A 13,425-nucleotide genomic window follows, 5' to 3' on the forward strand; every position below is an offset into this window, starting at 1 on the left:
TGGTCTCATCGGCTGGACGCGGGCACAGGACAGCATCGCCCGGCAGGACAGCGACGGCCCTGCCCCATCGTGTGCGGGCCAGCGCCTTCACCCTTCGCGTTCGGGATCATCGCATGGTCGGCGCTTGGGGCAGTCCAGGATGGCCACGTGCCCGCCCTCCCCCAATCCACGGCCGCCGATCCCCGCCCTGAATCGCGTATGCGCGGTCGGCTGTCGGGATCGCCGTTACGGCGTCAGCGCGCTGGGCAAGGGTGCGGGGAGCGGGCGGCGGTCGAAGCGCCGCCGGAGGGCCGCGTTCATCGGGGCTTCCACGCGCCGGTACAGCACCTCCCCGACCGCAGCGGACGCTGCGAAGGCCAGCAGGAAGATCAGCACGGCCCGTACGCCGCCGGCGACCGGGAGAACAGCCGCAACTTTGGAGGCGGCGTGGAGCAGCAGGTTGTGGACCAGATAGAACGAGTAGCTGGCGTTCCCCTGGGACAGCAGCCAGCGGGAGCGCAGGGTGATGCCCCCCCGCTCCAGCAGCAGCATCGCGCCGACGATCAGGCTGGCGGCGGAACCCCAGACCAGGGGGCGGACGAACCCCGTCAATTCGGGCTGCACGCCGAGGGCGTAGGCGCCGGCCTGGCCGCCGAGGACGAGCAGTCCAGCCATCACGACGGCGCTGCCGACCACGCGCCGGACCGGGAAGCCGGCCGGTGGAGCGCCGAAGCGCAAATACGCATAGCCGAGGCCGATGCCCGCGGCGAATTCGAGCACGATCGGCTTCGTGTAATAGGCCCAGTACAGTCCGGGGACCGGCAGCTGCCCCAGCAGGCTCAGGCCGAGGAAGATCGCGACCGCCGCGAGGGCGCGCATGGCCCGGGTCGGCACCAGCAGCAGCCCGGCGAAGACCGCGTAGAAGAACATCTCGTAATTGAGCGTCCAGCCCACGGAATTCAGCGGCTCGACGTAGCCGCCCCGCGAGAACGGCAGGAACAGCAGCGACTGGAGCAGGTATTCCGGCCGGACTTCCATGATGCCGATCGGCTTCAGGCCCGCCAGCGCCATGAGGGTGAGACCCAGGGTGACGAGCCAGTAGACCGGAATGACGCGCGCGGCCCGCCGCACCAGGAAGGCGCCGATCCCCTCGCCTCGGTCCCGGCGCGACGCGCCCGCCTGCGCCGGACCCCCCTCCCCTCGGGCGGAACGCGCGCCTGTGCTCACGAACATGATGAAGCCGGACAGGACGAAGAAGACATCGACGCCGGCCGCGCCGAAGGCGAGGAAATCCGGCCGCGGCAGGACCGGTACCGCGTAGAGGCCGAAATGCGTCAGGAAGACGAGGTAGGCCGCGAGGGCACGCAGGATCTGGAGATTGTAGAGCATGGCGCGCCGGCTAGCCGCGGGAGGTTGCCCGCCGGGGTGGGGCGAGGACGTGCCACCATGCCGGAACCGGCTCCGCCGAGTCACGGAGACTCGCGATTCGTGCTGAATAAGCTGCCCAGGCCCGGCCCGACACGGGGATCGGAACAGTGTTGTCCACATGTCCGGGCTGAAACACGCGTCAATATGCGATGGAAAGTCATTATAAAGGCGCTGACGTCCATTATAGCCAAGCCGGTGCAGTCCGGTTGCTCATGGCCACGCTTCCCAGCTTCGCGCTGCGCATGGTGTGATTGTTTACTATTAATCAGTAGAATATTTGACGCCCAGCGGGGCGGATCAATAAAGTGCCGCGCACTGAATTAAGGAGTTCCCCCTTGAACATCTCCCAAGACATCCGTGAGATCCTGGGCTCGAACGAAGCCTTCGCGGGGAAGTCCGATCAGCTCTCCGACGACGCAAGCCTGTTCGACATGGGCCTCGACTCGTTCGGCTCGGTCCAGCTGATGCTGGCGCTCGAGGAGCGCTTCAACATCGAGTTCCCCGACGAACTCCTTAACCGCAAGTCCTTCTCGTCGATCCGCGCGATCAGCGAGGCCGTGTCCACCCTGGTTCGGCAGGAAGCCGCATGAGCACCCTGGCCGCGCGTGCAGAGCGGGCGGCGGCGGTGGCGGCGCGCCACGCCGATGCCGTCGACCGCGAGGGCCGCTTCCCCGCGGAAGCGGTCGCCGCCCTGAAGGACGAGCGCCTTCTGGGCCTTCAGATCCCGGGACAGTTCGGCGGCGAGGGCGCCGGGCTGGTGCAGATCGCCGAGGTCTGCAGCACGCTCGGCCATGCCTGCAGCGCGGCCGCGATGGTCTTCGCCATGCACCACATCAAGGTGTCGAGCCTCGTGACCCACGGGCTCGACAGCGCGTGGCACTGCCGGCTGATGGAGCGGATCGCCCGCGAGCAGCTGCTCGTCGCCTCTTCGACCACGGAGGCCGGCATCGGCGGCGACCTGCGCAACTCCCTCTGCGCGGTCGAGACGACCGGCGAGACCTTCTCGCTGGGCAAGGACGCCTCCGTGATCTCCTACGGGGCCCAGGCCGACCTGATCCTCGCCACCGCCCGGCGCCACCCGGAGGCCGCGACCTCCGATCAGGTGCTGGTCGCGCTGATGGCCGATCAGATCTCGCTCGCCCGCACCAGCCAGTGGGACACGCTCGGCATGCGCGGCACCTGCAGCGACGGCTTCCGTCTGGAGGCCCGCGGCGTGCCGGTCGAGCAGATCCTGCCCAAACCCTTCGCCGAGATCGCCGCCGTCTCGATGCTGGCCTCGTCGCACCTGCTGTGGAGCAGCGTCTGGTACGGCATCGCCACCTACGCGGTCGACCGCGCCCGGGCCTTCGTCCAGGCCGAGGCGCGCCGCGCCCCCGGCAAGGTGCCGCCCACGGCGCTCCGGCTCGCCGAGGTCGTCAACGCCCATCAGGCCATGCGCGGCACCGTCGTGTCGGCCCTGCGCCGGTTCGAGGACGCGCACGGCGATGCCGACACGATCGGGTCTCTGGGCTTCAGCGTGATGCTCAACAACCTGAAGGTCACCGTCTCGGACATGGCGGTCGACATCGTGCGGCGCGCCCTCTCAATCGTCGGGCTCTCCGGCTACAAGAACGACACCCCCTACAGCCTCGGCCGATCCCTGCGCGACGTCCTCTCGGCGCCGCTGATGATCGGCAACGACCGCATCCTCGCCAACACCGCCAAGCTCCTGCTCGTGCAGAAGGGCAGCGGCCAGCTCATGAGCGCGTGATGGACTCGATCTCTTCTCCCCAGGGCGACCTGATCCTCGACGACGAGCCGGAGGGCGGCCCGACCTTCCTCGACCGGCTGTTCGACCACGGCCTGCTGATCCGCACCGGCGTCGACGGCCTCTATGGCCGCAGCGGCGCCTTCGAGAGCGTGGTCGAGGCCCTCGACCGCCTGATCTCGCGCCTCGGCGCCGCCGACGGCGCCGAGGTGATGCGCTTCCCGCCCGGCATGAGCCGGCCGGCCTTCGAGCGCAGCGGCTATCTCAAGGGCTTTCCGAACCTCGCCGGCACGATCCACAGCTTCTGCGGCGATGGCGCGGGACACGCCGAGATCCTGGCCTGCGTCGAGGAGGGCCGCGACTGGACCGGCCAGCAGGAGGCCACCGACGTCGTCCTGACGCCGGCCGCCTGCTACCCGCTCTATCCGGTGGCCGCCGCCCGGGGGGCGCTGCCCGCCGAGGGGCGCCTGTTCGACCTGCAATCCTACTGCTTCCGGCGCGAACCCTCGGCGGAGCCGACCCGGATGCAGCTGTTCCGGATGCGCGAATACGTGCGCATGGGCAGCCCGGAACAGGTGCTGGCCTTCCGCGAATCCTGGCTGGAGCGCGGCACCGCGATGATGCGTGATCTCGGCCTGCCGGTCGCCATCGACGCCGCCAACGACCCGTTCTTCGGGCGGGCCGGCCGGATGCTCGCCAACAACCAGCGGGCGCAGGGCCTCAAGTTCGAGCTGAACGTGCCGGTCAACAGCGTCGAGAAGCCGACCGCCTGCCTTAGCTTCAACTACCACCAGGACCATTTCGGCAGCACCTGGGTGCTGCGCCAGGCGGACGGGGGCGTCGCCCACACCGCCTGCGTCGGCTTCGGCCTGGAGCGGATCACCCTGGCGCTCCTGAAGCATCACGGTCTCGACCTCGCCGCATGGCCCGATTCCGTGCGCACCGCGCTGTGGGGCTGAGCCGGTGACCGCGGCGTTGCGCCTGCCCTCGGGGCTCGGAATGGCAGGCCCCTACGTGCCGCATCCGCTCCACGATGGGGTCCGGGACTGGCCGGAGACCAACTGCTACGTCGACCTCTGGATCGAGCTGCTGCACGGTCGCGGCCTCGTCCCGGAGGCGATGCTGGGCTTCACGCTCCGGCAGGATTTCGAGGGCGACCAGTTCACCTTCTTCAAGCCGCCGCCCGGCGACATCGAGCGGCTCTACGGCCTGGAGGTGCTGGAGCTCGCGGTCTACGCCGGTCTCGAGGCGCACGCCTTGACCCAGATGGCGGCCGGCCGGCCGGTGCTGGTCGAGGTCGACGCGATCTACCTGCCCGACACCCATGGCACCACTTACGGGGGCGACCACAGCAAGACGACGATCGGCATCCTCGCCCTCGACCCGGCGGCGGGTGAACTCGACTACCTGCACAATGCCGGCCGCTTCCGCCTCTCGGGGGCGGACTATGCCGGGATCTTCGGCCCCGCGACCCTGCCGCCCTACGCCGAGTTCGTGAAGGCGGTCGCCCCGCCCCTGCCCGCGTCGGAGCTTCCGGGCGTCGCCCTGGACCTGCTCGCCAAGCATCGCGACCGGGCGCCGGAGCGCAACCCGGTCCTGGCGTTCCGCGACGCGCTGGCCGTCACGGCCGACGGGCTCGTGGTTCAGCCGCTCGGCGTGTTCCACGCCTACGCGTTCAACACGACCCGCCAGCTCGGCGCGAATTTCGAGATGCTGGCGAGCCACCTCACCTGGCTCGACGCGTCCGGCGCCGGCACCTTTGCGCCCACCGCCGAGGCGGCCGCCGGCCTGAGCCGCGAGGCGAAGGCGTTCCAGTTCCAGCTCGCCCGCGCCTTCCACCGCCGCCAGGCCGAGGGACTGGCGCCGCGCCTCGACCGTCTGGCTGCGACCTACGAGCGCGTGTTCGCGTCCCTCGACGGCGCCCTCGGCCGCTAGGGTCGCCCGATGGCCCTCATCCGCAGCGTCGACGGGCGGGCGCCGGGGTCTCTGGCCGGCCCCTGGCGGCTCGCCCTGACGCCGCCCGGGGCCTGCGTCGGCCCGGGCGATCTCGGGGGCATTACCGACTGGATCCCGGCCCACGTTCCCGGAACCGCCGCGTCCGCCCTCACGGCGGCCGGGCGCTGGACCGAGACCGCCCCAACGCCGATCCACGACCGCGACGTCTGGTATCGGACCCGCCTCGCCGGTCCCGGCCCCGTCCGCCTGCGGTTCGAAGGGCTGGCGACGCTTGCCGAGGTCTGGCTCGACGGCGCCCCGCTCCTCAGCGCCCGCACGATGTTCGAGCCGCACGCCGTCGAGGCCGAACTCGGTGCCGAGTCCGATCTCGCGCTCTGCTTCCGCGCTCTGCGCCCGGTGCTCGACAGGCCGTCCAGGCGCGGGCGCTGGCGGCCGCGGATGATCACGCCGGGATCGCTGCGCCACATGCGCACCAGTGCCCTGGGCTTCATGCCGGGCTGGTGCCCTGAGATCGACCTCGTCGGCCCCTACCGGCCGATCACCGTCGAGGCCATGCGCCCCGGACTCGCGTCCGCCGACCTACGTGCGACCCTGGATGGGGATACCGGTCGCCTGGCCGCGCGCCTGCGGATCGAGGGCCGGGCCGGTGCGGTGGTGCTCCTGTGCGACGGGCGCGAGGCGCCGCTTTCCGAGATCGCGCCCGGCCTGTTCGCCGGCGGACTCGTGCTGCCCGGGGTCGCCCCGTGGTGGCCGCATACCCACGGCGCGCCGCATCTCCACCGGGTCGAGGCGCGGGTCGATGGGGCGCTTGTCGATCTCGGCCGGGTCGGCTTCCGATCCCTGTCGCTGACCCGCCCCTTCGCGGAGGGCCTGTCGCTCGCCGTCAACGGCGTGCCGGTCTTCTGCCGCGGCGCCAACTGGACGCCACCGGATCTCGTCGGGCTGGGGTCTGACGGGACCCGGACCTTGCTCGCGCTGGCCCGGGAAGCCGGCATGAACATGCTGCGGGTCCCGGGCACGACGCTCTATCCATCGACCGACTTCTACGATCAGTGCGACGAACTCGGCATCCTGGTCTGGCAGGACCTGATGCTGGCCAATTTCGACTATCCGCACGACGATCCGGATTTCGCCGCCGGCCTCGCCCGGGAGGTCACGGCGTTCCTCGACCGCACCCAGACCGCGCCGTCGCTCTGCGTCCTGTGCGGGGGCAGCGAGGTCTGGCAGCAGGCCGCCATGCTCGGCGCCCCGCGTGCCGTCTGGGCCGACACCTTCTGCGAGACGACCCTCGCGACGCTGGCGGCGGCCCAGCGGCCCGACCTCGTGGTCGTGCCCAACTCGCCCTCCGGCGGGGCCCTGCCGTTCTCCCCGCGCGCCGGCTGCACGCATTACTTCGGCGTCGGTGCCTATCGCCGGCCCCTCGCGGATGCCCGCCGGGCCGAGGTCGGATTCGCCAGCGAGTGCCTTGCCTTCGCCAACCCGCCCGAGCCGGGGACCCCCGGGCCCGTCGATCCGACCGATCCGGCCTGGGCGGGGGGCATCCCCCGCGATCGGGGTGCCGATTGGGACTTCGAGACCGTCCGCGACCATTACGTCGGCCTCCTCTACGGGGTCGAACCGGCCGCGCTGCGCCTGGACGACCCGGAGCGCTATCTGGACCTCGGCCGTGCCGCCGTCGCCGAGGTGATGGAGGCGACATTCGCGGAGTGGCGCCGGCCGCGCTCGCCAACCGCGGGCGGCCTCGTCCTGGCCCTGCGCGATCTCGGGCCGGGGGCCGGCTGGGGCGTGATCGACTGGCGGCAGCAGCCGAAATCCGCATGGTACGCGCTCAAGCGCGCCTTTCGCCCGGTGCAGGTTCTCCTCACCGACGAGGGTCTGGACGGCCTGCACCTCCACGTCCTCAACGAGACCGCGGACATCCGCGCGCTGACCGTCACGCTGACGTTCGCCGATTGCGGCGGCCGGGTCGCGGCGCGGGCCGAGCGCAGCGTGACGCTCGGCGCCCGCGCCGCGCTGACCCTGACCTCCGCCGAACTGCTCGGCCGCTTCTTCGACGCCACCGACAGTTATCGGTTCGGGCCGCGGATCCACGATGTCGCCCATGCGTGCCTGACCGGGGCGGACGGAGGTATCATGGCCGAGAGCTTCCACTTCCCCGGCCCGCGCCCGATCGCCCAAGGCGCCATCGGGCTTCGTGCCGAGCCGGTGATGACCGAGTCGGGTCCGGCGCTGCGCATCGCCACGGAGCGCCTCGCCCTCGGCGTCCAGATCCAGGCCCCCGGCGCACGCCCCGCCGATACCGGCTTCCATCTGGCGCCGGGGACGGCGCGGCTGATCGCCTTCCCCGGCCGGACCCGGCTCCCCCGCGGCAGCGTCCGGGCCATCAACAGCAGCGAGAGCGCGGAGTTCGGTCATGACATCTGAAGCCCGGGCTATGATCGCCCCCGCCCCCGGCCCGCTCGATCCCTCTCCGGTGACCTTCGCGGGTCTGTTCGGCTGGTTTCATCCGGCACCCGGGCGGCGCGGCGTGGTCCTCTGCGGCGCGCATGGATTCGAGCAGATGGCCGCGTACCGCCCCTGGCGGGCGCTGGCCGAGAGGCTCGCCGGTGCGGGCTGCCCGACCCTGCGCTTCGACGCCCCGGGCGAGGGCGATTCCGCCGATCTCGATGCCGCTGGGGTCGCTGCCTCCGTCGCGGCGATCGGCCAGGCGATCCGGTTCCTGCGCGAGACGGCCGGCGTCGCCGAAATCGTCCTCGTCGGCCTACGGCTCGGCGCGACCTTCGCGGCCCTGGCCGCGGAGGCGGAGCCCGTGGACCGCCTCGTCCTGCTCGCGCCGGTCGCCACCGGACGGGCCTACCTGCGCGAGATGCGGATGCGGGCGCAGACGATCGGGCGCCTCCCGGACGGCTCCGCTCCGCCCCCGGAGCTGGAGGGTCTCACCGTCGGTGGCTTCCGCATGGATGCGGCCTTCCTGGCCGAACTCGCTGGGCTGAATCTCGCGCGGATCGCCAAGCCCCCGGCCCCCCGCGTGCTGCTCCTCGCCCCGGACCCGGCGGCGCTGGCCGCCCGCCTTGGCGCGATCGGCTGCGCCGTTGAGGCGGGACCCTTCGCCGGTCTCGCGCATCTCGTGGGCGATCCGATCTTCGTGAAGGTGCCGGAGGGGGATTTCGAGCGTATCACCGCCTTCGTGGCGGACGGGGTCGCCCCGGCGGAGGCGGCCGCGACGGTCCCGCCCCCGGCGCGCTTGGCGGGCACGGACTGGACCGAGGAGCCGATCCGGCTCGATTCGGGCCTGTTCGGCATCCGCTGCACCCCGCACAGGCCGGAACCCAGCACGCCGACAATTCTCTTCGTCTCCACCGGCATGACCGTGCGCTCGGGGTGGGGGCGGCAGACCACCCGCCTCGCCCGGAATCTGGCCGCCGAGGGCGTCGGCTCGTTCCGCCTCGACCTTGGCGGGATCGGCGACAGCGCCGGGCGTGCGGACGGCGGCCGGCCACTTTTCGCCCCGGATGGTTACGCGGACGTGGTCCGGGCGGTCGACCATCTCGCCCGAGGGGGCCCGATCGTTCTCGTCGGCGGCTGCAGCGGGGCCTACGCGGCCTTCCACGCGCTCTGCCGGGATCCGCGGATCGACGGGGCGCTGCTGGTCAACCTCCACTGCTTTGACTGGGATCCGGATCAGGATGTCGACAGCGTGATCCGCCAGACCTACGGCAGCGCCGCCACCTACGCAGCGCTCCTGACCCAGGGCGCCACGTGGCGCCGCCTGATCCGCGGCCAGATCCGGGTCGGGGCGATCGCCGGTGTCCTGGCCCGGCGCGGGTTCGACGCGGCGCTGCGGCGGGTCCGACGCGCTTGGCGGATGCAGGCTCCGGGCGGGTCGGTCGCCCGGCGCGTGGCCGCAATCCGGCGCCGCGGCGCCGAGATCCGCCTGGTCTACAGCGCGGGCGATCCCGGCCTGGCCGCCCTGCGCCGTCACCTCGGACGCTCGCCGAGCCGCGCCGGACGGCGCCTCGGTGCCCCGGTGACGATCGTGCCTGATGCCGACCACAACCTCGGTTCGGCCGCGGCGCAGGCGGTGCTCGGCCTCGCGGTGCGCGACCTCCTGCGCGCGGCACGGCGCGTTCCCGCGGCGCGCTCCAGGAAGCCGAATCGGGCCGTGGCCACCTGGCACATGGTCGCGACATGACGGCCTTCACGCGCCGGTCGGCCATGACGATGGCCGCAGGGTCGCTGGCCGCAGGGTCGCTGGCCGCAGGGTCCCTGGCGGCGGGGGGCTTGGCCACGGGGGCCTCAGCCGCGCCCCTGCACCGGTGCGAGGACCTGATCGATTCCATCGGCGTGAACGTGCATCTCGGCCACGGCGGCAGCCCCTATGTCGAGCGCTTCGCCGCCTGCGCGGCCGCCCTCGACGAGCTCGGCCTGCGCCATCTGCGCGACGACATCGTACTCACCGGCGGCGAGCCGGCCGGCCAGTTCGCGCGGATCGCCGCCCTAGCCGAACGCGGCTATCGCTTCAGCCTCGTCTTCTATGACGGTCTGACGCCGGGGCCGCGGGTTCCCCCGGAGCGCTTCGCCGAGATCGCCGGCTGGGCCGGCGGCGGGCTCGTTGTGGCCGAGGGCGGCAACGAGCCCCCGATTGCCGGCCGGCCCGACCTGCCACGCCTCTCCGCCGACCATCAGGCGGCTTTGTTCCGGGCGGTGCGTGCGGATGCCCGGCATCGATCCGTGAGGGTCGCCGGACCGAGCTACATCCAGGGCAACGTCGCCGCCGCGCAGGATCTCGCGGCCGTGGTCGATCTCGCCAACATTCATGCCTATCCGGGGGCCGAGCACCCCGAGACGAGCGGCGGCGGCAGCCTCGCCCGTTTCGTCGCGGCGGCCCGGCCGGTCTTCGGGCCCGCGCCTGTGATCGCCACCGAGAACGGCTACCACACGGCGCTCGCCACCGGCAGCGCCCACCTGCCGGTCTCCGAGGACATCCGGGCGCGCTACATCCCGCGCCTGCTCCTGTGGAGCTACCTGCAGGGTGTGCGCCGGACCTACCTCTACGAACTCATCTCCAGCTTCGATCACGGCGACGGCGACCCGGAGAGCCGCTTCGGCCTCCTCGCCCATGACGGCCGGCCGACCCCCGGTTTCGCGGCCCTGCGCAGCCTCGTCCGGCTGTTCGGTGGCGGCGAGGCGGCCGGCGCGCCTTTCGCCGGGGCGGTCGAGGTCGCGGCCCCCGCCGCGACCCCCGACCTCGTGACCGCCCGCTTCGCCCGGCGGGACGGCGCTGTTCTGGTGCCGGTCTGGCTCGGCCTCGACGGGTGGGACCGGCGCAGCCGCACCCCCCGACCCGACGCTCCCCCGCGGGCGGTCGAGATCCGCCTGTCGCAGCAGCCGCGGGCGGTGCGGCTGCATCGCTTCGCGGATGACGGCTCCGTGAGTGTTCATGCGCTTCCGCCCGATCGGCGCGTCCCGCTTCAGGTCACCGACCGGCTCGGCGTGCTGGAGGTGCTGTGAGTGGCGATGGGGCGACATTCCTTTGCGAAAGCGGCGGCCGGAGCTTTGGTCCGGTGCCCGGACTCGGCGTCGAGGGCGGTGCGCATCCCATGTTGAGCCTCCTCTGCGACAAGCTCGTCAGCGCGACCCTGGTGCTCCTGAACCTCCTCGCCCCGGTGGAGGTCCACGTTGACCGGGACCTCGCCTACGCCCCCGGGAGCCGGCACGAGGCCGACATCTACCGGCCGAGCGTGCCCGGTCCGAGCCCGGTCCTAGTGTTCCTCTACGGGGGCGGGTGGCGGACGGGCTCCAAGGAGGAGGTCGCCTATGTCGGCGCCGCCTTCGCGCGCCGGGGTTTCGTCGTGGTGATCCCCGAGTTCCGGCACTTTCCGGCGGCCAGCCTGTCCGGCATCCTGGCCGACAATGCCGCGGCGGTCGCCTGGACCATCGCCCACGCGCCCGAGTTCGGAGGCGATCCCCGCCGCGTCGTGGTGGCGGGCCATTCCTCCGGCGCCTGGGCCGCGGCCATGCTGGGGCTCGACGCGACGTGGCTCAAGCAGGCCGGATCCAGCCCGGAGGATCTGGCCGGAATCGTCGGCCTCGCCGGACCCTACGCGGTCACCGCGCTGACAGATCCGCTGGACGCGCAGGTCTTCACCGGCGCCGACCCCACCCTGCAGCCGATCAATCACGCCGCCGGCCCGCACCCGGCGCTGCTGCTGCTGACCGGCGCCGCGGACCAGGACGTCCGGCCGTCCGGAACGATGGCGCTCGCGGATCGGCTGCGCGACGACCACGCCCGTCAGGAGATGCACATCTATGCGGGGCTCGGTCACGGCCAGATCGTCCGGTCGCTGAGCTTTCCCTTCAGCCTCATGGCCCCGACCGCGGACGATGTCGCGCGGTTCGTGGCGGGCGCGCATGCCGGACCGTAGCGCACGGGCCGTCGTCACCGTCGCGCCGGATCGCCGCCACATCATGGCCGTTGTCATTTCGTGCCGCTGTGCTCTCGCCGTTGCAGCCATCGCGCGGCGGCTCGGATAGCGTTCAGGCGTCTCCACGAGGCGCTCCCCATGCCCGTCGCCGCGCTCACGCTCCGCCGTTTTCTGCTGCTCGCGCTGCTGCTCGTGAGCCTCGTCAAGCTCGCCGACAGTATCGCGCATTCCGAACTGCAGCGTGCCGCGCGCGAGATGACCTATGCCGCCGCCGTGGTCGGCGGTGAGGCGGCCGGCGCGTCCGACGAGTAGCGGGTCACCGGGCATTCCGGCCGTCGCGCCCGCGCCGGCCTCGCACGGCACCGGCGCTCCTTGCTGCGGCGCCCGATGGCCACGATGTCGACCTGGGTGCCATCACGGCGCTCTACGCGTTCCGTGAGGCGCATATCCAGGCGGCCTTATCGGCCGAGCGACGGGCCGCCCGACGTGCCTCCGGTACCGGGCGGCCCACCGGTCGGCGTGCCACCGATGTTCACATCCGGCGTTGTGCCAGGGACGGACGAGTTGCTCGAATTGGCCTCGTTCCCCCGGGTGATCGGGCTGGGCCCGAGATCGCGTGCCCCGGGGGCGACACCGCCCGTGGTGGCCGGTGGGGCCACGCCGGTGTTGCCGGCGCCGCCGGTGACCACCTGCGCCACGGCAGGACCGGCCAGGGCGATGCCGAGGGCGCTCGCCAGGGCTACGAGAGTGCGGGTCATGAGCTCATCCGTACGAGTGTTGCGCCTCGGGAACGGCTGACGCTCGGCGAAGTTCAGCCCGCCGAACCCAGGCGCCATACCGTCGCGCAGCTGCCGCTTACTCGCCCGGTTTGAACGGCGGCTCCTTCCCGGGGGGCACGCCCTCCTGCGCCATGCTCAGCAGCATGGCGATCGTTACATAGGTGCCGGTGAGCGTGGTCAGGTCGACGACGCCCTGGTCACCCAGCACCGCCTTGGCGCGCGCGAAGGTCTCGTCGGAGACCGCCTGCTTCGTGGAGAGCTCCATGCAGAAGTCGTACACGGCGGCCTCGTCGGGCGTCATGCCCTCCGGCCGCCTGTTCGCCTTGAGGTCGGCCGCGACCTGTTCGGAGAGCCCGGCTTTGATCGCGAGCGGGTAATGGGCATACCACTCGACCTGCGAGCGCCAGAGGCGCCCCTGGATCAGAATGGCGAACTCGTTCAGCCGCGTCGGGACCGAGGTGTGCCAGCGCAGGTAATCGAGGAGGTCGTACATCCGCTGCGCCATCTCGGGGCTGCGGATCATCGGGTTGTACGGGCCGCCGATCCCGACGCTCGAGACCTTCATGATCTTCTCGCCGACCGGACGCTGGGCCGGCGTGAGCTGATCCAGCGTCAGTTGCGGGAACCGCGGTTCCTGGCCGGGCGCGCCCCAGGACGTCTGTGCCGCCAGCCATCCGCCGGCCGCCGTCACGATGGCCGCGGCCGCATGCCCCTTGGCTCCGAACAAGCCCATCGATCCCTCCCTGGTACGGCCACGCTTTGGCGCGCCTCTCTGGGCGGGGATAGTCCGCCATGCCCCTGCGAAGATCCAGTCGCCCGGCGTGGCGCGAGCCGCCCACCGTCAGGGCCGCGGCCGTGGCGGTCTCCGGCTCCGTCGTGATCCTCGGATGGCGGTGAGCCATCCGGGGTTCAGACATGGGAAAGGCGGCCCGAAGACCGCCTCTGCTAACGCATTGCCAGAGCAAATCAAAAATGGTCGGAGTGGCCGGACTTGAACCGACGACCCCCTGTCCCCCAGACAGGTGCGCTACCGGGCTGCGCTACACTCCGATGCCCCAAGGGCTCCGGGCTCATAGCCTTCGTGCCCCGCCGGTGCAACCCCTTCGAACCG

The 13,425-nt window shown here is 71.9% G+C and carries 12 protein-coding genes and 1 tRNA gene; 9 read left to right on the forward strand and 4 right to left on the reverse strand.

The genetic code is table 11. The annotated features are described in order from the left end of the window. Positions 1-225: 225 nt before the first annotated feature. Positions 226-1,368: an acyltransferase family protein gene (locus tag AC3IF1_RS23070; RefSeq protein WP_489219500.1), complete on the reverse strand. Its 1,143-nt coding sequence runs from the start codon at positions 1,366-1,368 to the stop codon at positions 226-228. A gap of 374 nt (positions 1,369-1,742) precedes the next feature. Here AC3IF1_RS23070 and AC3IF1_RS23075 point away from each other — a divergent pair, with 374 nt between their 5' ends. The 9 genes from AC3IF1_RS23075 to AC3IF1_RS23115 all read left to right on the forward strand — a co-directional run bounded on the left by AC3IF1_RS23075 (position 1,743) and on the right by AC3IF1_RS23115 (position 11,847). Further along, positions 1,743-1,997, forward strand: coding sequence for an acyl carrier protein (locus tag AC3IF1_RS23075; protein WP_243970667.1), 255 nt, complete (start codon positions 1,743-1,745; stop codon positions 1,995-1,997). Further along, positions 1,994-3,157, forward strand: coding sequence for an acyl-CoA dehydrogenase family protein (locus AC3IF1_RS23080; protein WP_489219501.1), 1,164 nt, complete (start codon positions 1,994-1,996; stop codon positions 3,155-3,157). Before AC3IF1_RS23075 ends, AC3IF1_RS23080 begins: the two co-directional genes overlap by 4 nt. Further along, positions 3,157-4,113: an amino acid--[acyl-carrier-protein] ligase gene (locus tag AC3IF1_RS23085; protein WP_489219502.1), complete on the forward strand. Its 957-nt coding sequence runs from the start codon at positions 3,157-3,159 to the stop codon at positions 4,111-4,113. Before AC3IF1_RS23080 ends, AC3IF1_RS23085 begins: the two co-directional genes overlap by 1 nt. A gap of 40 nt (positions 4,114-4,153) precedes the next feature. Then, positions 4,154-5,089 (forward strand): DUF1839 family protein, encoded by a 936-nt coding sequence (locus tag AC3IF1_RS23090; protein ID WP_489219503.1) that lies wholly within the window; start codon positions 4,154-4,156, stop codon positions 5,087-5,089. A gap of 9 nt (positions 5,090-5,098) precedes the next feature. Then, positions 5,099-7,534 (forward strand): glycosyl hydrolase 2 galactose-binding domain-containing protein, encoded by a 2,436-nt coding sequence (locus AC3IF1_RS23095; protein ID WP_489219505.1) that lies wholly within the window; start codon positions 5,099-5,101, stop codon positions 7,532-7,534. Further along, positions 7,524-9,302, forward strand: coding sequence for an alpha/beta fold hydrolase (locus tag AC3IF1_RS23100; protein ID WP_489219506.1), 1,779 nt, complete (start codon positions 7,524-7,526; stop codon positions 9,300-9,302). Before AC3IF1_RS23095 ends, AC3IF1_RS23100 begins: the two co-directional genes overlap by 11 nt. Then, entirely contained in the window at positions 9,299-10,621 is a 1,323-nt protein-coding gene (locus AC3IF1_RS23105) for a hypothetical protein (RefSeq protein WP_489219508.1), read from the forward strand. Before AC3IF1_RS23100 ends, AC3IF1_RS23105 begins: the two co-directional genes overlap by 4 nt. Positions 10,622-10,674: 53 nt before the next feature. Then, positions 10,675-11,535, forward strand: a complete 861-nt coding sequence (locus AC3IF1_RS23110) for an alpha/beta hydrolase (protein WP_489219509.1) — start codon at positions 10,675-10,677, stop codon at positions 11,533-11,535. A 138-nt stretch (positions 11,536-11,673) separates the two neighbouring features. Continuing rightward, a complete protein-coding gene (locus AC3IF1_RS23115) occupies positions 11,674-11,847 on the forward strand; it encodes a hypothetical protein (RefSeq protein WP_489219510.1) in 174 nt (57 codons plus the stop codon). A 146-nt stretch (positions 11,848-11,993) separates the two neighbouring features. Here AC3IF1_RS23115 and AC3IF1_RS23120 read toward each other — a convergent pair whose 3' ends face one another. The 3 genes from AC3IF1_RS23120 to AC3IF1_RS23130 form a co-directional block, all read right to left on the reverse strand. Further along, the gene (locus AC3IF1_RS23120) at positions 11,994-12,293 is read right to left on the reverse strand and encodes a hypothetical protein (RefSeq protein WP_489219511.1); all 300 of its coding nucleotides are present in this window, start codon (positions 12,291-12,293) and stop codon (positions 11,994-11,996) included. Positions 12,294-12,390: 97 nt separating this feature from the next. Beyond that, complete coding sequence (locus AC3IF1_RS23125; RefSeq protein ID WP_489219512.1) at positions 12,391-13,047, reverse strand: carboxymuconolactone decarboxylase family protein; 657 nt, start codon at positions 13,045-13,047, stop codon at positions 12,391-12,393. A gap of 240 nt (positions 13,048-13,287) precedes the next feature. Further along, positions 13,288-13,364 (reverse strand) — tRNA-Pro (locus AC3IF1_RS23130). Between the last annotated feature and the right edge of the window lie 61 nt (positions 13,365-13,425).

The sequence above is a fragment of the Methylobacterium sp. E-012 genome, assembly GCF_057836545.1.